This window comes from Hydrogenophaga sp. (assembly GCF_965657535.1).
Lineage (GTDB): Bacteria > Pseudomonadota > Gammaproteobacteria > Burkholderiales > Burkholderiaceae_C > Hydrogenophaga.
The window spans coordinates 82,107-106,453 of record NZ_CBFHOP010000002.1; the positions used below are offsets into that span (position 1 = coordinate 82,107).

Consider the following 24,347-nt stretch of genomic DNA (forward strand, 5'->3'; position numbering starts at 1 on the left):
CCTGTCAGCAGCAAGAAGTGGGCAGTTCCCATGGTGGGGACAGCCCTTTTGAAACAGAGGCGCTCTGGTCGCGGAGCCCCTCAAATGGAGAATGTTATGCAATTTGTCGCTTTTGAGCGCGCCAAGCAGGGTACGGGTGCGAGCCGCCGTCTCCGCAACACCGGCCGTGCGCCCGGTATCGTTTTTGGTGGCGAAGCCGCTGCATCGCTGATCGAACTCGATCACAACGCACTCTGGCACGCCCTGAAGAAGGAAACGTTCCACGCCTCCATCCTGGACATGGAAATCGCCGGTTCGGTGCAAAAAGTGCTGTTGCGCGACGTGCAATACCACCCCTACAAGCCGCAAGTGCTGCACGTGGACTTCCAGCGCGTGGACGACAAGACCCGCCTGCACAAAAAGGTGCCGCTGCATTTCATCAATGCAGAGAGCTCGCCTGCCGTCAAAGAAGACAAGTGCGTCATCAACCACGTGATGACCGAGATCGAAATCGAGTGCCTGGCCACCCAGCTGCCCGAGCACATCACGGTTGACCTGGGCGCAGTGGTCAAGGGCTCCACCGTTCACACCGGTGACATCAAGCTGGACAAGAATGTCAAGCTCGTCATGCACGGCCGCAAGAACCTGACCGTGGCCACCGTGGTTGAGCCTGTGACCGAAGTGATTGCAGCCCCCGTGGTTGTGGTGGACGACAAGAAGGGCAAGAAGAAGAAATAAGTCCATCCGGACCTTTTCTCTCTGCCCGAAACGGCCCGCTATGCGGGCCGTTTCTCTTTGTAGCGTCACCGATAATTTGCGCATGATCCGACTGATTGCCGGACTGGGAAACCCCGGTCCCGAATACGAACACACCCGCCACAACGCCGGCTTTTGGTGGCTAGACGAAGCCGCGCGCCTGCTCAAGGTACCGCTGCAGATGGAACGCGGTCACTTTGGACTGGTGGCCCGAGCGAATGTGAATGGCAACAGCGTGTGGCTGGTGGAACCACAGACATTCATGAACCTGTCGGGCAAGTCGGTGGCATCGGTGGCCCGGTTTTTCAAGATAGCACCCGAAGAGGTGCTGGTAGTGCACGACGAACTGGATCTGCCGCCCGGCGAAGTGAAGCTGAAAAAAGGCGGTGGACACGCGGGACACAATGGCCTGCGCGACATCCATGCCCAGCTTGGCAGTGCCGACTACTGGCGCCTTCGCGTGGGTATTGGCCACCCGGGCAACAAAAACGAGGTGGCCAACTGGGTGCTGAAAAAACCATCACCCGATGACCGCATTGCCATTGCACAAGCGCTGGACCGCAGCCTCAAGGCCCTGCACAACCTGATTGCCGGCGAAATGGACAAGGCAACGGCGCTAATTCACACCAGCAAACCACCGCGCCCCAAACCACCCAGGCCAACGAAGACCGAAACGCCCACGGTTCAGACGCCGGATGCTGGCGCTGCGCCACCGGTGGACACGTCGGTCGAAGCAGACAAAGGCTGACCGGCCTTTTGCAAGCGCTGGTATTTTTGCCACAGCGTTTCCCGGGTCTCAATGTGGTCCGGGTGAAGGGGGATACAGGCGACCGGGCACACCTGCACGCACTGCGGCTCGTCAAAATGGCCTACGCACTCGGTGCATTTGGACGGGTCGATCTCGTAGATTTCTTCGCCCATGTAGATCGCCTCGTTCGGGCATTCGGGCTCGCACACATCGCAGTTGATGCATTCGTCGGTGATCATCAGCGCCATGTCAGGCCTCCAGCTTTTTGGGCAGCAGCCGCTGTGCCACCGCAGCGTTCACCATCTGAGACACATCTCCGCTCAGGTAGGAAATCTCGCGAACCAGGGTGCTGGAAATGCATTGCAGCTCGGCCTGCGGCAGCAAAAACACGGTTTCTACGGCCGGGTTGAGCTTGCGGTTCATCGCCGCCATCTGGGCTTCGTAGTCAAAGTCGGTGAGGTTGCGTATGCCGCGCACCACCGCCGAGGCATTTTGCTGTCGGCAAAAGTCCATGATCAGACCGTCAAACGGCAGCACACGCACCCGCCCGGGCATCCGCGCAGCGGCTTCGGCCGTCATGTCCAGCCGTTCGGCCAGGGTGAAGCGCGTTTTCTTGTGGTGGGCCATGGCCACCGCAATGATCACCTCGTCAAACAGCAAGGAAGCACGGCGGGCCACGTCTTCGTGGCCGAGCGTCAACGGGTCAAACGTGCCGCTATAGATGGCGATGCGGGGGCTACCGGCTGACCGGGACAGATCGAAACTCATGCCGTGAATTATGCGGGACGGGTGCTGTGGCCCGGCCTATTGGGCGGGCAATAGCCGCAGCAGGTGAAAGGCGACTTGGCCGGCTTTGCCCTGGCGGTGGACCTGCAGCCCGATCTGGGCCAGCTCATCAGCGCTCCAGACGCGTGGGGCTTCCAGGTAGATCAAACCCGTTTCGCCCACAGCGGCACGGGCTGCGGCCAGCGCCGAAAGCACCAGGGCATCGTTTTGCCCATCGGCAAACGGGGGGTCCAGAAACACCACATCCAGCCCCAGACCACCGCGCTGGCGCAGAGCAGCTACGCCGTCTCCGCGCTCCACGCGCACCGTGTCGGCACTGAGCTTGGTCTTGGTGCGGCTCAAGGCGCTCAACAAGGCGCCGTCGTGCTCCACCAGCACCACTTCGGCAGCGCCACGCGAGGCGGCTTCGAACCCGAGAGCACCCGTGCCGGCAAAGGCGTCAAGGCAGCGCAGGCCTTTCAGATCATGCCCGAGCCAGTTGAACAAGGTTTCGCGCACACGCGCGGGCGTGGGCCGCAGGCCGGGGTGGCTGGGCACTGGAAGAATGGTGCGCTTCCACTGGCCGCCGATGATGCGAACTTCATTGGGTGCGCTGGCTGGGCGCTTGTGCGCTGCAGGTGCTGGTTTTTTCATGCCCGTAGCTTAACGCTCAAGGCTTTGCGCCCACCACCACGGTCACCATGCGATCGGGTTGCAGCACGCGGTTGAAAGCGCGGCGAATGTCGGCCACGCTCACCCGCTGAACCTGCTCGGCCCAGGTATCGAGGTAATTGAGCGGCAGGCCGTTCCAGGCGATGTTGGCCACGTTGTCCAGCAACTTGCGGTTGCTGTCGATGCGCAGCGCAAAACCGTTGATGAGGAAGTCTTTGGCGGCCTGCAGTTCGGCGTCGGTCGGGCCTTGTTCTACGAACTGGCGCACCACGTCGCGCGCCACGGCCACGGCCTGGGCGGCTTGGTCTGGCCGGGTGGTCAGGCCCACCTGAAACGCACCGGCGTGCAGGCCGGGCGAAAAATAGCTGTAGACGCTGTAGCTCAGGCCGCGTTTTTCGCGCACTTCGGTGGTGAGGCGCGAGACGAAGCCGCCACCGCCCAAAATGTAGTTGCCCACGAACAGGGGGAAAAAGTCGGGGTCGTTGCGGGCCACACCGGGCTGGCCCATCAGCACCTGCGCCTGAGCTGCTTCAAGGGGCCGCTGTTCGTTCACCGCCCGCGCCAGTGGCTGCACCTGGGGCACGTTGGGCAGAGCCGCACAGCCGTGGGGCTGTACCGCGCCCACCAACTGGCCCACGATGCGGTTGGCCTGCGCGCGGTCGATGGCACCCACCAGCGTCACCTGGGCGCGGCAGGCGGCCATGTGGCGGCGGTAAAAGGCGCGCATGTCAGCCACTGAAATGGCACCGAGCGTGGCGGCCACGGGCTCAAAACCATAAGGATGGTTGCCGTACACGGCGCGGGCAAAGGCCCGGCCGGCCTGGGTAGCGGGGCGCGTATCGGCTTCTTTCAGTGCGGCCAGCGTGCGCTCGCGGTCGCGCTGCCACACGCGCTCGGGCCAGGCGGGTGCAGCGAGTTGGCGCGCGGCCAGGGCCACAGCGCGTTCCAGCAAGTCGGGCTCGGTGAGGGTGCGCAGCGACAGGGTGAAGCGGTCGCTGCCAGCCTGCGCGCCAAACTGGGCACCCAGATCGACCCAGGCTTCGCTGAGCTGGTTTTCGTCCAGTGCGGGCTGCGCGCCCTGCGCCGCCACACCCGCAGACAGCAGACCGGCGGTGGCGCTGGCCAGGCCGGCTTGGGCGAGGGGGTCGCGGCGGCTGCCGCCGTCAAAGTCGAGCTGCACGTCCAGCATGGGAATGGACGGGCTGACCACGAGGTACACGCGGGCGCCGCTGGCGTGCGTCCAGTGTTCGATGGGGATGGCGGCCTGTGCGGGCAGCAAGGCGCACAGCGCCAGCAGGCCGGCCAAGACAGAAACTGGACGGGCGAAGCGAAGCATGGATGTGAGCATGGTGGCGTCTGTGAACGGCTTTGGAGGGCTCAATGGCGGCCCAAGGCGGGGCGCGACGTTGCTGCAGCGCCGCTGACAGCGGTGCGCCGGCTGGCGTCAGGCACCAGCACGGCGGTGGTGAGCTGTTCGTCGGAGAAGTAGCGTTGTGCGACCGACTGCACCTGTGCCGCCGTGACCTGGCGCAACGCCGCCATGAGGCGGTCGCCGGTGTTCACGTCCATGCCGTTGATCCAATAGTTGCCCAGTTCTCGGGCCTGGTTGAACACCGAGTCTAGCTTGTAGATTTCACCGGCAGTCCATTGGGTTTTGACGCGCTGCAACTCGGCTGCACTGATGCCTTCGCGGGCGATGCGCGCCACCTCGGTTTTCAGGGCCGCCGAAGCGGTGTCGGCCGACACACCGCGGGCCGGCACCGCACTGAGCAAAAACAGCTGCGGGCCGCGGCCATACAAGCCGTAAGAGGCGCCCGCGCTGTCGGCCACGCGCTTGCCACCCATGCCCTCACCCTGCACCAGCGCGCGTTCCAGCCGGGCGCCACTGTAACCGTCAAGCACAGCCGAAAGCACAGTGAGTGCCAGCGCGTCCTGGCTCGCTGGGTCGTCGCCGCCGGTCCACTGGGGCACCTTGAAGGCCAGCGCCAGCATGGCCTGCTCGGCTGCTGCGCGGTATTCCAGGCGGCGCGGGCCGGCTTGCTCGGGCTCGCTGCGCGGCTTGCGCGCGGGCACCGCGCGGGCGGCCAAGCCACCGTAATGTTTTTCCGCCAGCGCACGCACTTGGGCTACGTCCACATCGCCCGCAATCACCACGGCGGCGTTGGCTGGGGTGTACCAGCGCTGGTAGAAGGCGCGCACGTCGTCGGGCGTCATAGCGTCGAGGTCGCTCATCCAGCCGATGATGGGGCGCCGGTAAGGGCTGGCCTGAAACACCGCCGCATTGAGCGCTTCAAACATGCGGGCACGTGGTGCGTCTTCGGTGCGCTGGCGGCGCTCTTCCTTGATGACTTCGAGCTCGCGCTTGAACTCGTCGTCGGCCCACTGGTTGTTGGCAAAACGATCGGCTTCCAGCCGCATCACCTCTTCAAGCTTGCCTGCGGGCACCTGCTGGTGGTAGGCGGTGGCGTCGCGGCTGGTGAAGGCGTTTTCGCGCGCGCCCAGCGCAGCCATGCGGCGGGAAAACTCGCCTGGCTTGAGCGTGGGCGTGCCTTTGAAGAGCATGTGCTCCAGCGCATGGGCCACGCCGGACGTGCCGTCCACCTCGTCGATGGACCCCACGCGCACCCACAGCATGTGGGCCACAGTGGGTGCTCGCCGGTCGGGCCGCACGATCAGCGTCATGCCGTTGGCCAGCGCAAAGGTGTGGGCCTTGGCTTCTGATGCTGCTGGCGCGGCGGCGGCGGGGGTCGGGGTTGCGGGTACCGCTGGCGCTTGCGCCAAAGCACTGGAAGCACTCAGTGCCAGGATCAAAAAAAGCGCGTTGAAGCGCGTGTCAAGCAGGTGCATGGTGCGTTTCATAGAATGCAATGGATTCTAGAGATTGAAAAATGTTCTCGTTCTTCCGAAAAAAAACCCCTACCCCTCATCCAGCACCCGCCCCGACACAGCCACCTGCTGTGGGGCCCGCTGCCGTACCTGTGGTCATATCTGTGGCCGTACCGACCGTGGCGCCAGCGGCAGCACCCCAGCCTGTGGCCCCGCCTGCGCCCATGGCTGCGCCAACGCCTGTGGTGGCTGCCGCCGCACCAGAACCGCGCAAGGGCTGGCTCGACAAGCTCAAGGCCGGTTTGCGCAAGACCGGCGCCAGCATTGCCACGGTGTTCACCGGCACGCAGATTGACGACGCGCTGTACGAAGACCTGGAAACCGCGCTGCTGATGGCCGACACCGGCGTGAAGGCCACCGAGCACCTGCTGGCCGACCTGAAAAAAAGGGTGAAAGACCAGAAGACGACCGACCCGGCCGCCGTGAAAGGGTTGCTGGCCGACGCAATCACCGATCTGCTCAAGCCGCTGCAGAAGCCGCTGGTGATTGGCGAATTCAAGCCCACGGTGATCATGGTGGCGGGCGTGAATGGCGCGGGCAAAACCACGTCCATTGGCAAGCTCACGCGCCACCTGGCCAACGAAGGCGCTACGGTGCTGCTGGCCGCAGCCGACACCTTTCGCGCCGCCGCCCGCGAGCAACTGGCCGTGTGGGCCGACCGCAACACGGTGGACATCATCACGCAGGAAGGCGGCGACCCCGCTGCGGTGAGCTTTGACGCCGTGACCGCCGGCCGCGCGCGCGGACGCGATGTGGTGCTGGTGGACACCGCCGGACGCCTGCCCACCCAACTTCACTTGATGGAAGAGCTGCGCAAGATCAAACGGGTGGTGCAAAAGGCCGACGCCACCGCACCGCACGAGGTGTTGCTGGTGATTGACGGCAACACCGGGCAAAACGCTTTGATGCAGGTAAAGGCGTTTGACGACGCGCTGCAACTCACCGGCCTGGTCATCACCAAGCTCGACGGCACCGCCAAGGGCGGCGTGTTGTGTGCGATTGCGCGCGAAAAACCGGTGCCGGTGTACTTCATCGGCGTGGGTGAAAAACTGGAAGACCTGGAAACCTTCGATGCCCGCGAATTTGCGCAAGCATTGCTGAACTGAGCAAACAAGCGCTCCAGGCGTCAGCGCTCGTCGTCCGTGTAATGGCGCCAGTTTTTCATGGCGTTGCGCATGCTGAGCACTTGACGCTCAAAGGTGGGGCAAGCCTTGCACATGGCCATGTGCATGCACAGGGCCAGCTGCTCGGCCAGGGGCAGTTCCCGGTCTTCGCGGGCAATGACCAGCGCCGTCACCTCCTTGCAGGAGCGCATCAGGGGGACTTTTCTGAGCCAGGCGTTCATCGTGCGGCAAACCAGTTCAATTCCAGACATTCACGCAAGCGCAGACGGGCGCGGTGCAACTGAACGTACAAGTTGGTCGGCGTCAAATTGAGTTCCTTACAGATCGCTTCGCTAGACAGTTCCAGCCACTCGCGCATGAGGAACAGCCGGCCTTGCACCGCGGGCAGTTTGTCGGTGCAGGCTTCCAGAATGACAAAAAATTGTCGGCTGTTCAGGTCTTGCTCCGGGTTGCCCCAATCGGCTGGCTTCTCAGCAAAGTGCCCGTCGCGCTTGAAGGCCATGTGCTCCAGCGGGTCGGTACTGTCATCTTCAGAACCCGTGTCCAGCACCACCTCGCGCTGTCGCTGGCGCATCGAGTCGATGATCTTGTGTTTGAGGATGCCCACCAGCCAGGTCTTGAGCTGCGAGCGCGCCTCGAACGCCAGAGGCTTGGCCAAAGCAGCGAGCAGGGTCTCGGAGACGGCGTCTTCTGCCCAAGCTTCGTTGCGCAGTTGCAGGCGCGCAAAGCGCATGAGGTAGCCCCGAAGGGCGACCAGCTGATGCTCGAATTCGACGGGTTGATCTGTGTGCATGTGGGCGGCTTGGAGCGAATTGGAGCGAATTGGAGCGAATTGGAGCGAATTGGAGCGAATTGGAGTGTAAGCAATCGAAGATAACTGCGACAAAAAGTATTCGTCCTTGAAGGAGATACCCGATGACGCACCCAAATACCGCTCCTGGAAGCCTCCAGCGCCGACAGTTCATGGCAATGGCTTTGCTGTGCGCTGCCGGGCCCGCTGCGCCACAGTTCACGGCACCGGCTGGCGCCACCCTGCCGGCACTGCAAGGCGCCACCGCCGATGGGAAACGGCTGCAATTGGCGGCATTTCAAGGCCGCGTGGTGCTGGTGTTTTACTGGGCTACGGGTTGCCCGGTGTGCCGCGACAAAATGAAAGAATTGCGCGCCAACCTGATGGGCTGGCGCAGTCAACCGTTCACATTGATTGGCGTGAACATGGACGCCCAGCAGCAAGACTGGCTGGACTACGAGCGGCTGGTGGCCCAAACCACACCGGCGTCTCAGCGATTCGCTTCTGTGTGGGCCGGCGGCAGCGAATTCAGCGACACCATGGGTCGCCCACTCCAGTTGCCCAGCGCCCGGCTGATCGACAAGCGAGGCCAGTTGATCGAAGCGTACCAAGGGCGCATACCCGTTGAGGCCTGGGACCGCATTGCCGACGCTCTTTGAGCCGCTGGCCATTTTTTTTATGCCGTTCTGTAAGAACCGCCCGCCCTGACTGACTCACGCCCAACCACCAGGCGCTGCGCCGCAGGCCAGTGGTTTCAACCCTTTAAATATGGAGTCACTGAAATGAACCAACGCGACCTGATCACCACTGCCGCCGCTTCGCTGATGTCGCTGGCCCTGCTGTCTTCGCCAGCTTTGGCGCAAACAACCGCCAAAGAAAAGTGCTACGGCGTCGCCAAGGCCGGGCAAAACGACTGCGGCAACCTTGCAGGCACGCATTCTTGCGCCGGCCAATCCCAAGTAGACAACGACAAAGGCGAGTGGAAGTACGTGGCGGCCGGCACCTGCAAGGCGCTGGGCGGTCTGACGGCAGACGAAGCCAGGAAGACCATGAAGTCCTGAACGGACTTCGCTACGCGCATCTAAAAAGCCGCCACATGACCACACCCGCTCATCGGACTTCAGCCGCAGCGCCCTCAGTAGGCATTGGTTGGCGGCACCCCCATTACGCGGCGTTGCTGGAACAGCAACCCGCGCTGGACTTCATTGAAGTCCATTCAGAAAACTTCTTCGCCTGCGGCGGCGCTGCGCTTGCGGTGTTGCGCGAAGGCCGCGGGCGCTACCCGGTGAGCCTGCACGGCGTGGGCTTGTCGCTGGGGTCTGTCGCTGGCATCGACCCCTGGCACCTGGACCAACTGGCGCGCTTGGCACAAGCCATTGACCCGGTGCGCGTGAGCGACCACGCCAGCTTCGCGCGCGGCCCCGGCCTGCACGCGGCCGACCTGCTGCCCGTGCCCATGAACCAGGCAGCGCTTGGCGCCATGTGCGCCAACGTGAACCAGGTGCAAGACCGCTTGCAGCGGACCATTGCGGTGGAAAACCTGTCGGTCTACGTGCCATGGCGAGACGCAGAAATGAGCGAGCCCGACTTTTTGAATGCGCTCGCGCAGCGCACCGGCTGCCAGTTGCTGGTGGATGTGAACAATATTTACGTGAACGCGCTCAACGCAGCATTGCGCGGCGAAGCCACAGACCCCCTGGGTGTGTGCATGCGCTGGCTCGACGCGGTGCAGCCGCACCATGTGGCCGAAATGCACCTGGCGGGCCATCTGCACTGCGGCGACATCGTCATTGACGACCACGGCAGCCGTGTCCATGAGTCCGTGTGGTCGCTCTACCGCCACGCCATTGGGCGCTGGGGTGCCGTGCCCACACTGATCGAATGGGACACCGATATGCCCGAGCTGCAGGTACTGCTGGACGAAGCCGAGCGCGCCCGCTGCACGACCCAACGTTGCCTGGATGCAACCGCTTTGCAGGCGGCCGCAGCATGAGCACACAGACACTGCACGCACTGGGCGCCCAGCAACAGGCGCTGCTGCAAGCGTTGCTGGCCCGGCCCGGCAGTGCGCTGGCACGCTCAGCAGCCGCTTGCCTGCCGGACTTTCTCGACACACGCCACATCCAGACCACACGCGGCCTTGCCGTGTACCAGGCCAATGGCCATGCCATGGCCGAACGGGCTTTGTTCAGCGCCTACCCCGTGGTGGCGGCACTGATCGGCGCAGCCAACTTCGCACTGCTGGCGCGCGACCTGTGGCACCAGCACCCGCCGCAGCGGGGCGATCTGGCCCAGTGGGGCGACGCCCTGCCTGGCTTCTTGCAGCACAACGCGCAACTGGCCGATGTGCCCTACTTGAGCGATGTGGCGCACACAGAATGGGCGCTGCACGCCGCCACCGGGGCCGCCGACATCGCGCCCGACCCCGCCAGCTTCGCTCGCCTGGCACACGAAGCGCCTGAAGGCCTGGCGCTCACCCTGGCGCCCGGCACCACCGTGGTGTGCAGCGCCTACCCGGTGGCAAGCCTGGTCGGGGCACACCTGCACGCAACGCCCCGGCTGGATGAAGCCGCCCAGCGCCTGCGCAACGGCCAGGGCGAACACGCACTGGTGTGGCGCCAGGGCCACCGTGCCCGCCTGCAAGGCATTCAACCCAACGCATCGGCCCTGCTGCAAACGCTACTGGCCGGCGCCGACCTGCCCCAGGCGCTGAACGCCGCCTTTGCCGTGACAGATTCAGCCAGCAACTTTGACTTTTCTGCCTGGCTGAGCGCCGCCGTAACTGACGCCCTGGTCACCGGGGTGCACAGCCTGCTGCCGAACGCCCAGCCCGAAAACCCAGCGCATGAGTCCCATCGGCCCATGAATTAAGCTCAGCCAACCGTTTTTTTGGAGACCCCATTGACAACCTTCAGTCTGTCCCGACGCGAAATCCTGACGATCGCTGGCAGCGCCACGGGTGCAGCCATCACACCCGCCTGGGCGCAATCACCCGCCACTGCTTGGACCAACCTGGAAAAAGCCGCGCGCGGCCAAACCGTGTATTTCAACGCCTGGGCCGGCAGCGAAACCACCAATGCCTACCTGCAGTGGGTAGCGGCTGAAGTGCAAACCGCTTATGGAATCAAGCTGGAGCACGTGAAGATCACCGACACCGCCGACGTGGTCAAGCGTGTGCGGGCCGAAAAGGCCGCTGGCCGCCAGGCCGGCGGCGGTACCGTGGACCTGGTGTGGATCAACGGTGAAAACTTTGCCGCCATGAAGCGCGACAGTCTGCTGCTGGCCCCGTGGGCTGACGCGCTGCCAAATTTCAAATACGTGGACACGGTGGGCAAACCCACCACCTTGAACGACTTCTCGGTGCCCACCGACGGGCAAGAGTCGCCCTGGGGCATGGCGCAATTCACCTTGTTTGCCGACAGCAAGCGCCTGCCACAGCCACCGCAAAGCATGGCCGAATTGCTGGCTTTGGCGCGCCGCCAGCCCGGGCGCATCAGCTACCCGCGCCTGCCGGACTTCACCGGTACCACGTTTGTCAAGCAGGCGCTGCTGGAACATGTGGCCGATGCCAGCGTGTTGGCCAAGCCACCTGCAGACACCGACTTCGCCAAAGTCACCGCTCCGCTGTGGCAGTTTCTGGACGCCCTGCACCCACACCTGTGGCGCGGCGGCAAGCAGTTTCCACAAAGCCCGACCGCCATCCGGCAGATGATGGCCGACGGCGAACTGCTGCTGGCGCTCACCTTCAACCCCAACGAACCGGCCAACGAAATCGCGGCCAAGCGCTTGCCGGCCACGGTGACCAGCTGGCAGTTCGCCAAGGGCACCATTGGCAACACGCACTTTGTGGCCATCCCGTACAACGCGCAGGCAGCCGCCGGCGCCCAGGTGGTGGCCAACTTCCTGCTGTCTGCCAAGGCGCAGGCGCGCAAGGCCGACATCCGGCACTGGGGCGACCCGACCGTGCTCGACCTGTCCAAGCTGCCCGCCGCCGAGCGCGCGCTGTTCCCCAGCCAGCCGCTGCCGGGCCAAGTGGCCAAGCCAGCGCCGACCCTGCCCGAGCCGCACGCGGCCTGGGTAGAGCCGGTGGAGAAGGAGTGGGCCAAAAGGTACCTGTGACGGCCATTCGTTTGTTCTGGGCAACCACCCTGCTGCTGCTTGCGGGTGGGCCGCTGCTGACCACAGCAGCGCTGGCGCTGGGCGCGCTGCTCGATGCCACGGCCTGGCGCGCACTCTGGCATGAGCCGCCATGGCTGAGCGCCCTGGGCCTCACGCTGTGGACCGGGTTGGCGTCTACCGCGCTGGCGTGGTGGCTGTCGGCGGCGTTGCTGGCGCAGGGCTTTGTGCGCCAGTCGCTGGGTCGGCTGCTGCGGGGCCTGCCGGTGATGCTGGCCACGCCGCACGCAGCCTTCGCCATTGGGCTGGTGTTTTTGCTGGCCCCCAGCGGCTGGCTGCTGCGGGCGCTGTCGCCCTGGCTCACCGCGTTTGAATTTCCCCCGCCCTGGGCCACCACGCAAGACCCCTGGGGCCTGGGGCTCATTGCAGCGCTCACCGCCAAAGAGGTTCCGTTTTTGCTTTGGACTGCAGCCACCCAGCTGCAGCGCGACGACCTGCGCCAGCGCTGGCGCAGCGAGCACGCGTTGGCCCAGACGCTGGGCTACAGCCCGCAGCGGGCATTTTGGCGTGTGGTGTGGCCACAGCTGAGCGCGCGCCTGTGGTGGCCGCTGCTCGCGGTGCTGGCCTATGGCCTCACGGTAGTCGACATGGCGCTGGTCATTGGTCCAGCCTCGCCGCCCACGCTGGCGGTGCTGGCCTGGCAGTGGCTGCAAGACGCCGACCTGGCGGTAAACGCGCAAGGCGCTGCGGCCGGCGGCGTGCTGACGCTGGCCCTGCTGGGGGCGGCGCTGCTGTGGCGGGGCTTTCAGCGCCTGCACCGGCGGGGCGGCCGGCGGCTGAACGGCCAGCGCGGTGTTGCGTCCATGCCTGCGAGCGCTCAACCATCTGCGGGTCTGCCCGCCAGCTACCTGCTGCTGGCCGGCCTTTACGGCGCCGTGCTGCTCGCGCTGGCCGTGGGCAGCGTCGCCGGCGTGTGGCCGTTCCCCAGCGTCTGGCCCGAAACCGTCACCTGGCAAGCCTGGCACCGCGTGTGGGACAGCCGCAGCACCGTGGGCACCACCCTGGGCCTGGCGCTGGCTTCGGCCGCGCTGGCGCTGGCCTGGAGCGTGGCCTGGCTGGAACTGGCACCGCGCCGCTGGGACACCGCCCTGCGCCCGGTGCTCTACCTGCCGCTGGTGCTGCCCGCCGTGCTGTGGGTGGTGGGCTTGTACAGCCTGGCGCTGCAGTGGCGGCTGGAAGGCCAGTGGCTGGGTTTGCTGCTGGCGCACACCTACATGGTGTTGCCTTATGTGCTGCTGGCGCTGAGCCCCGCCTACCTGGGTTTTGATGCGCGCTACGCCCAGCTCAACGCCAGCCTGGGCCACGGTCCCTGGCATTTTTTGTGGCGCATCAAATGGCCGCTGCTGCGCCGTGCGCTGGCTGCCAGTGCGGCGGTGGGCTTTGCCGTGAGCGTGGCGCAGTACCTGCCCACGCTCTACATTGGGGCCGGGCGTTTCAGCAGCGTCACCACCGAAGCCGTTAACCTGGCGGCCGGCGGGCAGCGCTCGCTCACCAGCGCCTACGCTGGGCTGCAGTTTCTGCTGCCCGTGCTGGCCTTTGCGCTGGCCGCCTGGCTGGGCACTCCCCGCCGTTTCAAACCCGCACACCCATGACGCTTCAGGTTCACATCACCCAACTTGGCAGTGCGCCGCGTGTGCTGTTGCAAGCGCTGCGCTTTGAGGTGCCGGCGGGTCACATCCTCACGCTCATGGGCCCCAGCGGCTGTGGCAAGAGTTCGGTGCTGGCAGCCATAGCAGGCACCCTGGGCAGCGTGGCCGAAGGCGCCCAGGCACTGCACGCCCAGGCCAGCGTGCGGCTCAACGGTGAAGAGATCGGCCAGCGGCCGACCGCGCAACGCGGCGTGGGCCTGCTGTTTCAAGACGCCCTGTTGTTCGCCCACCTGACGGTCGCAGAAAACCTGCTGTTCGCCGTGCCGCCCGGCCCGCGCGCCCAGCGCCTGGCCCAGGTGCAGCAAGCGCTGACCGAAGCCGGGCTGCAAGGCTACGGCGAGCGCGACCCGGCCACGCTCTCGGGCGGGCAGCGTGCCCGTGTGGCGCTCATGCGCGCCTTGCTGGCGCAACCCAAAGCCTTGCTGCTGGACGAGCCTTTTTCCAAACTTGACGCCACGCTGCGCGACCAGTTTCGCGCCTTTGTGTTTGAGCACATCCGCGCGCAGAACATCCCCGCCGTGCTCGTCACCCACGACGCAGCCGACGTGGCCGACCCCGCACGGGTGCTGGAACTGCCCACCCATAACGCAACCTGAATAAGCCATGCTCGATCGCGCCATCCAGACCGCCATCAAACCCGTGCTCAACCGCGTGGCGCAGGGGTTGGTGCGTCTGGGCGTCGGCGCCGACGCTGTCACCCTCACCGGCTTCGTGATCGGCATGGCCGCCGCCGTGGCGATCGCCTTACAGGCATATGTGTTGGGCCTGGTGCTGCTGCTCACCTCGCGCCTGATGGACGGGCTGGACGGCGCCGTGGCCCGGGCCACCCAGCCCACCGACCGCGGCGGGTTCCTGGACATCACCCTGGACTTTCTGTTTTACGCGGCCATTCCGCTCGCATTCGCTGTCGCCAACCCCGCCCAGAACGCCCTGCCCGCTGCCGTGCTGCTGGCCGCCTTCATTGGCACCGGCAGCAGCTTCTTGGCCTTCGCGGTGATAGCCGAAAAACACCAGGTCGCCTCCACCGCCTTCCCCGACAAAAGCTTCTACTTCCTGGGCGGGCTCACCGAAGCGACCGAGACCATCGCCGCCTTCGCTGCCATGTGCCTCTGGCCAGCCGCGTTCCCGCTCATCGCTTACGGGTTTGCGGTGCTGTGCGGCATCACGATCGCGATGCGCATCGTGTGGGGGTGGCAGCGGTTTGGGTAAAGGTCTCTGGCCGCTCCACCGAATCCGTCCAGCGTGGGGCACCAAGACACGTGCTGCCTCACACCCACGTCGGAAGGTGCGCCCACACCCAACGCCACGGACAAACCTGGGGGTATCACCCGCTCGACGGATGGCGTGTGTCGCATCGCGCACGATGGTCTCCAGCCGCCCGGATCAGCCATGCGGCTCAAAAGACCCACCGACACAGGAGACAGTCGATGACAACGCACGCGCCCATCCCACTGGCCGCCAAGCGCTACTTCTGCGAAGGACCTCGCTGACACGAGGGCCTCTTCTGGTTCAGCGCTTTTTATGCCCACCAAGTCTGGTCGTTAGGACTGGGAGGCGATGCGCGGGCAGCGCTGCGTCTCTGGTCCGAGCATCCGTTTGGCCTGGGCTGGCTGCCCAACGCCGACTTGCTGGTGTGGGCATGCCGAAGCGGCAGCTGCTGCGCCGCTCGGCCGGCCAGGCAGTGACGGCTGCCGAGCCCATGCGCGACTGGAATTGGGGAGCTGTTAGCAAGCTCCTCGGCGCGCATTGGGCGACCGCAGGGGTGTTCAGGAGTGCGACAGCGCGCCCTGGGGCACGACCCGGGTCAACCGCCAGAAGCGCGCGCTGAGCACCACGGCCGCTACCGCCAGCCCACCGACCAAGCCCACCCACAGGCCGACCGGGCCCAGCGGGCCGAAAACACCGAGGCCCAGGCTCAGGCCCATGCCGATCACCCAGTAGCAAAACACGGTGATGAGCATGGGCACTTTCGTGTCTTTGTAGCCGCGCAGCACACCCATGGCCCCCACCTGCAGGCCGTCGACCAGCTGGAAGACGGCCGCGAACACCAGAAACTTCGCGGCCACCGCCATCACCTGCGCATTGGCGGTGTAGAGGCCGGCCAGGAATTCATTGGCGCCCCAGAGCACGCAGGCAGAGAAGGCCATGAAGCCGCTGCACAGGGCAATGCCCAGGCGGCCGCGGTAGCGCGCGGCGAGCGGGTCGCCAGCGCCCAGCGCCTGGCCCACCCGCACCGTGAGCGCAATGGAGATGCCCAAGGGAACCATGAAGGCGATGGAGGCGATGTTGATGGCGATCTGGTGGCCAGCCACCGCGTCTACGCCGAAGCGGCCCATGAGCAGCGCGGTGGCGGTGAACATGCCGGACTCCATGGCCATGCCAATGGAAATGGGCAGGCCCAGGCGCACGGTTCGGGCGATGTGCGCACCGTCGGGTCGGGTCCAGGTCGGGCGCAGCCGGTGGGCGGCGTAGCGCGGGGCACGCAGGGTGTAGGCGAACAGCGCCAGGCAGCCGAGGGCCTGGGCGATGCCGGTGGACAGCGCCGCGCCGGCCCCGCCCATGGCGGGCCAGCCGAAATGGCCGTACATGAACACGTAGTTACCGAGCACGTTGAGTGGCAGCATCAGCAGCTGGGTCCACAGCATCGGCATGGTGTGGCCCATGGACTCGTTGAGAAAACGCGGCACCAGGTAGAGGCAGGTGAACGGCAAGCTCCAGCCGACCCACAACAGGTAGCGGCGCGTTTCGCTCACGATCTCGGGCGCAATGCCCAGGTGCGGCATGAGCAGCGCCAGCGCAAACAGCGTGGCGATTTGCACCAGCGACAGCCCCAGCGCCAGCCAGAGGCCCTGCCGCCATTCTTCACCGATGAGGTGGTGGCGGTTGGCGCCGACGTGGTGGGCCATGATGGGCGTGAGCGCCAGCATGAGGCCCAGGCCAGCGATGAAGGTGAAAAACCACATGGCCGAGCCCATGGCCACCGCCGCGAGGGCCAGAGGGCTGATACGCCCTGCCATCACCGTGTCGGCCACGCCCATGCCCATCTGCAGCAGCTGCGCAGTGATGACGGGCAAGGCAATGAGGGCAATGGCGCGCAGCTCGGTGCGCGCTTTCAGAAAATGGGGGGTCATCACGAAGACAGAAAAAAAGGCGCCACCCCAAAGGGCCACGGCGCCGTACAGATGCAACGATGAAAACCCTGGACTGTACCGGCGCCTGGCGGCCGATCAAGGCCTGGCCGCCTGGCGCTGGCGCAACAAGGCTTTCTCCAGCTCCAGCACCACCAGCACCACCACGCCGGCAGCGGTGCACATAAGCAACTGCGTCAGCCCCAGCGCGCGGGTGGAAAACAGGGTTTGCATGAACGGCGCGTAGGTGAACAGGGTTTGCAGCAGCACCACGCCCGCCACCGCCAGCAGCACGCGCGGTGTGCCCTGAACCCCCTTCAAGGTGAAGGAAGGCGCCCGAAGGTAGCGCACGCTGAACAGGTAAAACACCTCCATCGCCACCAGCGCATTGACCGCCACCGTGCGCGCGGTTTCCACATCGGCACCTTGCGACAGCGCCCAGCGGTACAAACCGAAGATGCCGATGAGAAACAGGAGCGACACGAAGGCGATGCGCCAGATCACGAACGGCGAGAGCATGGGCTCGTGCGCGCCGCGGGGTGGTCGTTGCATCACGCCGGGCTCGGTCGGCTCGAAAGCCAGCACCATAGCCAGCGCGATCGAGCTCACCATGTTCACCCACAAAATCTGCGCCGGCAAAATGGGCAGCGCCAGGCCCAACAACACCGCCGCCAGCAGCGAGAGCGATTCGCCGCCGTTGATGGGCAGCAGGAAGGTGACGGTCTTGCGTAGGTTGTCGTACACCGTTCGCCCCTCTTCAACCGCGTGCGCGATGGAGGCGAAGTTGTCGTCGGCCAGCACAATCGCGCCGGCCTGCTTGGCCGCTTCGGTGCCTTTGCGCCCCATGGCCACGCCCACGTCGGCCTGCTTCAGCGCCGGTGCGTCGTTCACGCCGTCGCCCGTCATGGCCACCACCTCGCCATTGGCCTGTAGGGCGCGCACCAGCCGCAGCTTGTGTTCGGGGCTGGCGCGGGCAAACACATCGACCTCGCTCACCGCCTGGCGCAAGGCGGCTTCGTCCATGTTTTCAATCTCTGGCCCGGTGATAGCGCGCAGGGCCTCGCCCATGCCCAGCTGGCCCGCAATGGCGCTGGCGGTCACACCGTGGTCGCCGGTGATCATCTTGACCCGCATGCCCGCCGCCCGGCACTGGGCCACGGCCGCCACGGCTTCTTCGCGCGGCGGGTCGATGATGCCCACCAGTCCCAGCAGCGTGAGGCCTTGCAGGTGTGTGTGGCTGTCCAGCGTGGTTTGGCGGCCCATGTGGCCACGCGCCAGCGCGAGCACGCGGCGCCCCGCGCGAGCCTGAACATCAATGGCCTGCTGCCAGTGGGCTTCGTTCAGGTCCTGGGTCTGGCCGTCGGCACCGAGCTGATGGGCGCACATGCCCAACAAACGCTCGGGCGCTCCCTTGATGAACACGTCTTGCCCAGGGCCAGCCTCTGGCATGGCCGCGTGCGCGGTGGCCATGTAACGGTGCTCTGACTCAAAAGGAATGGCGCCGGTGCGGGGCCGCTCCCGCGCCAGCTCGCCTGGCTCAATGCCGGCTTTCATGGCCAAGGTCAGCAGCGCGCCTTCGGTCGGGTCGCCCACCAGCTGCCATTGCCCGGCCTCCTTGTGCAGGCTCGCGTCGTTGCACAAAGCCGCCGCCTCGGCCAGCGCCAACAGGGCCGGCGCTTCCCGGAACAGCTCGGCGGGCTGCAATGCATGGGCGTCGCGGACCAAGGCACCCTCTGGCGCATACCCCGCGCCACCGACCTCGATCACCTGCTCCGCCATCACCACTTGCTGCACCGTCATCTCGTTGCGGGTGAGGGTGCCGGTCTTGTCGGAACAGATCACCGTCACCGAGCCCAGCGTTTCCACCGCCGGCAGGCGGCGCACCACGGCGTGGCGCCCCGCCATGCGCTGCACGCCGATGGCCAGGGTGATGGTCAGGATCGCGGGCAGACCTTCGGGAATGGCGGCCACGGCCAGGCCCACCGCGGTCATGAACATGTCGCTGGCGGGCATGCCGCGTACGAAAGTGCCAAAGGCAAACAGCGCGCCAGCGGCCAGCAAGATGGCCACGGTGATCCAGCGGGACAGCTGGGCCATGTTGCGCACCAGCGGCGTGGTGGTTTGCTCCACCGAAGCCAGCAGACGGCCGATGCGGCCCATTTCGGTGCGTGCGCCGGTGTCCACCACCACCGCGCTGGCCTGGCCCTGGGTGACCATGGTGCCGGCATAGGCCATGCACAGGCGGTCACCCAGTGCCGCAGCGCCAGCCACCGGGTCCAGCGCCTTGTCCACCGGCACCGACTCGCCCGTGAGCGCCGCCTCGTCCACCCGCAGGTTGTGGCTGCGCAGCAGGCGCACGTCGGCCGCCACACGGTCCCCCGAGGCCAGTTGCACCACGTCGCCGGGCACCAGGTCGGCGGCGTCAACCTCGATCAAGCGGCCATCGCGCAACACCATGGCATGGGGCGCCAGCAAATGCCGGATGGCCTGCAAGGCCTTTTCGGCCTTGCCCTCCTGCAGCACCCCAATGGTCACGTTGAGCAGCACCACGGCCAAAATGACGAACGCGTCCAGCCAGTGGCCAATGGCCGCAGTGGTGAACGACGCCGCCAGCAACACATAAATGAGCAGGTTGTGAAACTGCGCCGCCACACGCCGCCACAGGGGCACGCTGGCTTCAGCCTCCAGCTGGTTGGGGCCAAAACGCTGCAGGCGTTCCTGCACCTGCGTGCTGCTCAGGCCACCGGCCTCGGCGCCCAGCTGGGCGAGCACACCGGACGTACTGAGCGTGTGCCAAGCCGGTGTGTTGTGTGGGCTGCGGGATGCTTCGGTCGTGGAATGAGGAGAGGCCATGGCTCGGTCGACGTAAAACAAGTGGGTGGGCAGGGCTTTGCGAGCCTACCCGTCTCCACCTTAACCCAGGCCCGCGCACAGCCGTGCACCGGGTCTGCCCGATCGTTCGCCCTGTTGACGAAGCTCAAGTGCCCGAACGGCTGCGGTGGGCCTGCAGCCGCAGCCAGTCGGCTGGCTCGTCCACGTCCCACAGGGTGGGCAGCTCGGTGCAGCTGGCGCCTGCTTCATGCAAACGCTCCAGGGTCTGTGCCAGCACGCGCTCGGTGCTCCAGTCGATGCGTTCAAACACGCAGGCCAGTGGGCTCCGCAGGCCCAGCAGCACATAGCCGCCGTCTTCGGCCGGGACCACCACGGCGTCGTGCGTTTGCAGAGCATCGGCGGCCTGCTGCAGGTGAGCAGGCGTGAGCGCCGGGCAGTCGGTGCCCACCACCAGCCAGGGCATGTGGGGGTGCGCCGCAAAGTGCGCAGCCATGGCGGCAGCCATGCGCTGGCCCAGATCACCAGGGGGCTGCGGCGAGCACACCACGCCATGGCGCTCGCGCAGCGCGCGAAAGAAACGGTGGCGGGTATCGGGCGCACACCACAGCGTGAGCGGGCCGGTGCTGGCCGCGCGCACGGTGGCCAGGGTTTGCAGGGCAAAGGCGCGCTGGGCACGGGCGGCACCGGCGGCACCCAGCAGCGGTATCAGCCGCGTTTTGGCCAGGCCGGGCACCGGCGCCTTGGCGACCACAGCCACCGCGGCCGGAGCGCGCGGCGTGTAGCCGTAGCGCAAGGCCAGGGCGTGTGGGTCGGCTCCGGCGGCATAGGCAGCGCGCAGGCGCCACATGAGCACCACGGTGCGCCACAGGCCATGCTGGTCCCAACGCCGGCCAGCGGTAGTGGCGCGCTCGGCCACGCAGGCCGGCGGCGAGCAGCGCTTGAGCCGGGCGCTGAGCTCGATGTCCTCCATGAGCGGCAGGGGCGCAAAGCCACCCAGCGACTCAAACACGCGCCGTCGCACAAACAGGGCCTGGTCACCGGTGGCGATGCCACTGAGGCGCGAGCGCCCGTTCATGAACGCCGCCACCATGGGCAGCAAGGGGTGGGCGCCGTCAATGCGCACGTCAAACCGCCCCCAGGCAGCGCCAGCGCTCAACGCGGTTTCAATGAGTCGGTCGGCATCGGGCGGCAGCTGGGTGTCGGCGTGCAGAAACAGCAGCACATCGGCCCCGGCACGCGACGCTGCCACAGCCCCGGCGTTCATTTGCGACGCGCGTCCGCGGGGTGCGCTCAGCACAGTGTCGGCCAGGGGCTGGGCCACGGCGCAGGTGGAGTCGGTGCTGCCGCCATCGACCACCACCACCCAGACCCCGCGTGCGCGCAGCGGTGCCAGCGCCAGCAGCCGTGGCCGCAAAGCGGCGGCTTCGTTGAGCACCGGAACCACCACGGCCAGCTTCATGGGCACAGCGCTTCGCTCAGCGCGCTCAGTTCGTGCAACAGACGCTGTACCACACAGGGGCTGAGGTAGTGGTCGACCCGCTCGCGCACATGGCGCACCAGCTGGGCCTGGCTGTGCTGGACCGACCAGTCTTCGCCGTCGCCCCCCTTTCGCGCGGATTCATCCGAAAGCACGCGCCACTTGGCGCACCAGGTGAGCGACCACAAGGCCATGGCGCTGCGCAGCGGCACATGCCACGCGGCAGCACCCTGGGCGGCAGGCCCGGCGGCAGCGGTCCAGTCGCGGTAAAAGCCGGCCACGGCGTGGACGTTGAGCACGGCGTGGGTGTCCACATCCCAGGTGGTCGAGGTGTAGAGCGTAGCGTGGGCCAGGTCGAGCCCGGGGTAGCTGTAGCGGCATTTTTCCAGGTCCACCAGCACGGCGCGGCCGTCGTCACGCACGATGAAGTTTCCGGGATGGGCGTCAAACGCCACCAGGCGGCGCGGCGGGCGCTCGGGCGCTGCGCACCGGGCTTTGAGCTGCTGCAGTTGCTGCGCCACCGCGTGCGCCACCTCGGGCGCCACGCAAGCCGCAGGCAGATAACGGGCCTGGGCGCCAATCTCGTCATGCAAGGCCCGCAGCGGGTCGGGCGCCCACAGCAACGGCGCTCCGTCGGCCAGGCTGGGCAGCGCCAGAGCGTGCAACGATGCCAGGCTGAGCGCAATGGCGGGCAGGTCGTCCGGCAAGCGGGCGGGTCGGCCCACCACCTCGTCCACCAGCAAGGCACCGCGCGGCAGCTGGACGCTGGGCGCCAGCCAGCCGTGCAGTGATGGGGTGTGGCCGCTTCGGGCTGCGCGGTCAAAACATGCGCGCTGGTAGGCCAGGTTGTGGGCAGCGCCCAGCCCCATCTGGCTTTGCTTGGGTATGCGTGCCAGCAACCCGCTGCCCACCAGGCGCACATGGTCGTGGGCCAACCCTTTGTCGGGCAGGGGCTCCAGCGGCTGCTGGGCGCCCGGGTGGTGTGCGCCGGCCAGGGCTGCGCGCAAGGCGGTGCACAGGGCTTGCGTCCGGTCTGACCGCGAAGGCGCAAGCGCGTTGTCGGAGGCATCCGTGGGGTTCATGGGTTTGGGGGCGGTGGGTCGGCAGGGTCCGAGTGTAAGAATGGGCGGCCTGCTGCGACTCACACGCAACAGAACCAACAAGGAACAGTCTTGAATCTCCGCAAAGTCTTACTCCTCATCGCGGTGCTGCTGGGCATCGTGGCTTTCTTTGCGTTGGGGCTGGACCGCTATTTCAGTCTGGCGTTCTTAAAAGAAAGCCAAGCCAGCTTGGCAGCCCTGCGCGAACAGCAGCCGCTGCAGCTGGCGCTGGGTTTCTTTCTGGTCTATGTGGCGGTCACCGCGCTGTCGCTGCCAGGCGCGGTCATTGTCACGCTGGCTGGCGGCGCCATCTTTGGCCTGGGATGGGGTTTGCTGCTGGTGTCGTTTGCGTCCAGCGTGGGCGCCACACTGGCTTTTTTAACCGCGCGCTTTTTGCTGCGCGACTCGGTACAGAGCCGCTTTGGCCAGCGCCTGGCTGATGTGGACAGAGGCATACAGAAAGACGGCGCCTTTTACCTCTTCACGCTGCGCCTGATTCCGGTGGTGCCGTTCTTCGTCATCAACCTGCTGATGGGCCTGACCAAGATGAAGACCTGGACGTACTACTGGGTGAGCCAGGTGGGCATGCTGGCCGGCACCGCCGTGTATGTGAACGCCGGCACGCAGCTGGGCCAGCTGGACTCGCTGCAAGGCATTTTGAGCCCCGGCTTGCTGGGCAGCTTTGTGCTGCTGGGCTTGTTCCCGCTGATCGCGCGCAAGATCGTCGAGGCGGTGCAGAAACGCAAGGTGTACGCAAAGTGGGCCAGCGTGCGGCCCGCGAAGTTCGACCGCAACCTGATCGTGATCGGTGCGGGCGCGGGCGGCCTGGTCTCGGCCTACATCGCCGCCGCCGTCAAGGCCAAAGTGACGCTGATCGAAGCGCACAAGATGGGCGGCGACTGCCTGAACTACGGCTGCGTGCCGAGCAAGGCGCTGATCAAGAGCGCCAAGCTGGCACACCAGATGCGTCATGGTGCGAACTACGGCCTCTCGGACACCACACCCACCTTCAGCTTCAAGGCGGTGATGCAGCGCATCCACGACGTGATCGCCGCCATCGAGCCGCACGACAGCGTGGAGCGCTACACCGGCCTGGGCGTGGAGGTGCTGCAGGGCTACGCCAAGCTGGTGAACCCGTGGACGGTGGAGATCGCGCTGAACAGCGGCGGCACGCAACGCCTGACCGCGCGCAGCATCGTGATCGCCGCAGGCGCACGCCCTTTCGTGCCGCCGCTGCCGGGGCTCGACGACGTGGGCTACGTCACCAGCGACACGCTGTGGGACGAATTTGCCAAGCTGGATGACGTACCGAAACGCCTGGTGGTGCTGGGCGGCGGGCCCATCGGCTCGGAACTGGCGCAAAGCTTTGCCCGCCTGGGCTCGCAGGTGACGCAGGTGGAAATGGGCGCGCGCATCATGGTGCGGGAAGACGAAGAGGTGTCGGCGCTGGCCAAGGCCTCGCTGGAAGCCGATGGTGTGGCGGTGCTGACCGGCCACAAGGCGCTGCGCTGCGCGCTGGTGGATGGCGAGAAGACCTTGGTGGTGGAACACGGCGGCGCCGAGAAGCGCATTGCGTTTGACCAGCTGCTGTGCGCCGTGGGCCGCGTGGCGCGGCTGACCGGCTACGGCCTGGAAGACCTGGGCATTCCGACCAACCGCACGGTCGAAACCAACGAGTACCTGCAGACGATTTACCCCAACATTTACGCCGCCGGCGACGTGGCCGGGCCCTACCAGTTCACCCATGTGGCGGCGCACCAGGCCTGGTATGCCGCGGTGAACGCGCTGTTTGGCGACTTCAAGAAGTTCAAGGCCGACTACTCGGTGATCCCCTGGGCCACCTTCATCGACCCCGAAGTGGCGCGCGTGGGCCTGAACGAACAGGAAGCGAAGGAAAAGAACATTCCCTACGAGGTCACGAAGTACGGCATTGACGACCTGGACCGCGCGATGGCCGACAGCGAGGCCCACGGCTTCGTGAAGGTGCTCACCGTGCCGGGCAAAGACAAGATCCTGGGCGTGACCATTGTCGGCACGCACGCGGGCGACCTGCTGGCCGAGTACGTGCTGGCCATGAAGCACGGCCTGGGTCTGAACAAGATCCTGGGCACGATCCACACCTACCCGACGCTGGCCGAGGCCAACAAATACGTGGCCGGCGAATGGAAGCGCGCCCACCAGCCGCACCAGTTGCTGGCCTGGGTGAAGAAGTTCCACGACTGGAAACGCGGTTGAGCCAGCGGTTGGACCCCGCCCACCTCAACG

General features: G+C 66.1%; 23 protein-coding genes. 12 read left to right on the forward strand and 11 right to left on the reverse strand.

Annotated elements, in window-relative coordinates; all coding sequences use genetic code 11:
* Positions 1 to 96 precede the first annotated feature (96 nt).
* Both ACTG4K_RS03080 and pth read left to right on the forward strand, forming a co-directional pair.
* Complete coding sequence (locus ACTG4K_RS03080; protein WP_439112731.1) at positions 97 to 717, forward strand: 50S ribosomal protein L25/general stress protein Ctc; 621 nt, start codon at positions 97 to 99, stop codon at positions 715 to 717.
* A gap of 82 nt (positions 718 to 799) precedes the next feature.
* Positions 800 to 1,483 (forward strand): aminoacyl-tRNA hydrolase, encoded by a 684-nt coding sequence (gene pth, locus ACTG4K_RS03085; protein ID WP_439112732.1) that lies wholly within the window; start codon positions 800 to 802, stop codon positions 1,481 to 1,483.
* Here pth and ACTG4K_RS03090 read toward each other — a convergent pair.
* Genes ACTG4K_RS03090 through ACTG4K_RS03110 form a run of 5 tightly spaced genes read right to left on the reverse strand, consistent with a single transcriptional unit; the run spans position 1,420 to position 5,767 of the window.
* On the reverse strand, positions 1,420 to 1,731 hold the full coding sequence (locus ACTG4K_RS03090) for a YfhL family 4Fe-4S dicluster ferredoxin (protein ID WP_439112733.1): 312 nt from the start codon (positions 1,729 to 1,731) through the stop codon (positions 1,420 to 1,422). The two genes, pth and ACTG4K_RS03090, sit on opposite strands and share 64 nt — an antisense overlap.
* A gap of 1 nt (position 1,732) precedes the next feature.
* Positions 1,733 to 2,251 carry a pantetheine-phosphate adenylyltransferase gene (gene coaD, locus ACTG4K_RS03095; protein WP_439112734.1) on the reverse strand — a complete coding sequence of 173 codons (519 nt, stop codon included), beginning with the start codon at positions 2,249 to 2,251 and terminating at the stop codon, positions 1,733 to 1,735.
* A 36-nt stretch (positions 2,252 to 2,287) separates the two neighbouring features.
* Positions 2,288 to 2,902 (reverse strand): 16S rRNA (guanine(966)-N(2))-methyltransferase RsmD, encoded by a 615-nt coding sequence (gene rsmD / locus ACTG4K_RS03100; protein WP_439112735.1) that lies wholly within the window; start codon positions 2,900 to 2,902, stop codon positions 2,288 to 2,290.
* A 16-nt stretch (positions 2,903 to 2,918) separates the two neighbouring features.
* Positions 2,919 to 4,268 carry a M16 family metallopeptidase gene (locus tag ACTG4K_RS03105; protein WP_439112736.1) on the reverse strand — a complete coding sequence of 450 codons (1,350 nt, stop codon included), beginning with the start codon at positions 4,266 to 4,268 and terminating at the stop codon, positions 2,919 to 2,921.
* A 29-nt stretch (positions 4,269 to 4,297) separates the two neighbouring features.
* Complete coding sequence (locus ACTG4K_RS03110) at positions 4,298 to 5,767, reverse strand: M16 family metallopeptidase (protein ID WP_439112737.1); 1,470 nt, start codon at positions 5,765 to 5,767, stop codon at positions 4,298 to 4,300.
* A gap of 41 nt (positions 5,768 to 5,808) precedes the next feature.
* Here ACTG4K_RS03110 and ftsY point away from each other — a divergent pair, with 41 nt between their 5' ends.
* Entirely contained in the window at positions 5,809 to 6,912 is a 1,104-nt protein-coding gene (gene ftsY, locus ACTG4K_RS03115) for a signal recognition particle-docking protein FtsY (RefSeq protein WP_439112738.1), read from the forward strand.
* Between the two features lie 20 nt (positions 6,913 to 6,932).
* Here ftsY and ACTG4K_RS03120 read toward each other — a convergent pair whose 3' ends face one another.
* Entirely contained in the window at positions 6,933 to 7,121 is a 189-nt protein-coding gene (locus tag ACTG4K_RS03120; RefSeq protein WP_439112739.1) for a zf-HC2 domain-containing protein, read from the reverse strand.
* A gap of 26 nt (positions 7,122 to 7,147) precedes the next feature.
* Entirely contained in the window at positions 7,148 to 7,723 is a 576-nt protein-coding gene (locus tag ACTG4K_RS03125; protein ID WP_439112740.1) for a sigma-70 family RNA polymerase sigma factor, read from the reverse strand.
* A 170-nt stretch (positions 7,724 to 7,893) separates the two neighbouring features.
* Between ACTG4K_RS03125 and ACTG4K_RS03130 the strand changes: the two genes are divergently transcribed.
* From ACTG4K_RS03130 to ACTG4K_RS03165, 8 genes are all read left to right on the forward strand, one after another.
* Positions 7,894 to 8,379, forward strand: coding sequence for a TlpA family protein disulfide reductase (locus ACTG4K_RS03130; RefSeq protein ID WP_439112741.1), 486 nt, complete (start codon positions 7,894 to 7,896; stop codon positions 8,377 to 8,379).
* Between the two features lie 123 nt (positions 8,380 to 8,502).
* On the forward strand, positions 8,503 to 8,781 hold the full coding sequence (locus ACTG4K_RS03135) for a BufA1 family periplasmic bufferin-type metallophore (RefSeq protein WP_439112742.1): 279 nt from the start codon (positions 8,503 to 8,505) through the stop codon (positions 8,779 to 8,781).
* A 35-nt stretch (positions 8,782 to 8,816) separates the two neighbouring features.
* Positions 8,817 to 9,713 carry an MNIO family bufferin maturase gene (bufB, locus tag ACTG4K_RS03140; RefSeq protein WP_439112743.1) on the forward strand — a complete coding sequence of 299 codons (897 nt, stop codon included), beginning with the start codon at positions 8,817 to 8,819 and terminating at the stop codon, positions 9,711 to 9,713.
* A complete protein-coding gene (locus tag ACTG4K_RS03145; RefSeq protein WP_439112744.1) occupies positions 9,710 to 10,591 on the forward strand; it encodes an HvfC/BufC family peptide modification chaperone in 882 nt (293 codons plus the stop codon). The genes bufB and ACTG4K_RS03145 overlap by 4 nt, the downstream gene beginning before the upstream one ends.
* Before the next feature lie 30 nt (positions 10,592 to 10,621).
* Positions 10,622 to 11,839 (forward strand): ABC transporter substrate-binding protein, encoded by a 1,218-nt coding sequence (locus tag ACTG4K_RS03150; RefSeq protein ID WP_439112745.1) that lies wholly within the window; start codon positions 10,622 to 10,624, stop codon positions 11,837 to 11,839.
* Positions 11,836 to 13,488 carry an ABC transporter permease gene (locus tag ACTG4K_RS03155; RefSeq protein WP_439112746.1) on the forward strand — a complete coding sequence of 551 codons (1,653 nt, stop codon included), beginning with the start codon at positions 11,836 to 11,838 and terminating at the stop codon, positions 13,486 to 13,488. Before ACTG4K_RS03150 ends, ACTG4K_RS03155 begins: the two co-directional genes overlap by 4 nt.
* A complete protein-coding gene (locus tag ACTG4K_RS03160; RefSeq protein ID WP_439112747.1) occupies positions 13,485 to 14,141 on the forward strand; it encodes an ATP-binding cassette domain-containing protein in 657 nt (218 codons plus the stop codon). Before ACTG4K_RS03155 ends, ACTG4K_RS03160 begins: the two co-directional genes overlap by 4 nt.
* A gap of 7 nt (positions 14,142 to 14,148) precedes the next feature.
* On the forward strand, positions 14,149 to 14,754 hold the full coding sequence (locus ACTG4K_RS03165; RefSeq protein WP_439112748.1) for a CDP-alcohol phosphatidyltransferase family protein: 606 nt from the start codon (positions 14,149 to 14,151) through the stop codon (positions 14,752 to 14,754).
* 557 nt (positions 14,755 to 15,311) lie between these two features.
* Here ACTG4K_RS03165 and ACTG4K_RS03170 read toward each other — a convergent pair.
* The 4 genes from ACTG4K_RS03170 to ACTG4K_RS03185 form a co-directional block, all read right to left on the reverse strand.
* The gene (locus tag ACTG4K_RS03170) at positions 15,312 to 16,676 is read right to left on the reverse strand and encodes an MATE family efflux transporter (protein ID WP_439112749.1); all 1,365 of its coding nucleotides are present in this window, start codon (positions 16,674 to 16,676) and stop codon (positions 15,312 to 15,314) included.
* Positions 16,677 to 16,772: 96 nt separating this feature from the next.
* Positions 16,773 to 19,526 (reverse strand): cation-translocating P-type ATPase, encoded by a 2,754-nt coding sequence (locus tag ACTG4K_RS03175; protein WP_439112750.1) that lies wholly within the window; start codon positions 19,524 to 19,526, stop codon positions 16,773 to 16,775.
* A 124-nt stretch (positions 19,527 to 19,650) separates the two neighbouring features.
* Positions 19,651 to 20,964 carry a TIGR04283 family arsenosugar biosynthesis glycosyltransferase gene (locus tag ACTG4K_RS03180; RefSeq protein ID WP_439112751.1) on the reverse strand — a complete coding sequence of 438 codons (1,314 nt, stop codon included), beginning with the start codon at positions 20,962 to 20,964 and terminating at the stop codon, positions 19,651 to 19,653.
* Positions 20,961 to 22,064 (reverse strand): hypothetical protein, encoded by a 1,104-nt coding sequence (locus ACTG4K_RS03185; RefSeq protein ID WP_439112752.1) that lies wholly within the window; start codon positions 22,062 to 22,064, stop codon positions 20,961 to 20,963. Before ACTG4K_RS03185 ends, ACTG4K_RS03180 begins: the two co-directional genes overlap by 4 nt.
* Positions 22,065 to 22,154: 90 nt before the next feature.
* On the opposite strand from ACTG4K_RS03185, the gene ACTG4K_RS03190 reads away from it, so the two are divergent.
* On the forward strand, positions 22,155 to 24,317 hold the full coding sequence (locus tag ACTG4K_RS03190; protein ID WP_439112753.1) for an FAD-dependent oxidoreductase: 2,163 nt from the start codon (positions 22,155 to 22,157) through the stop codon (positions 24,315 to 24,317).
* The last annotated feature ends 30 nt before the right edge of the window (positions 24,318 to 24,347 follow it).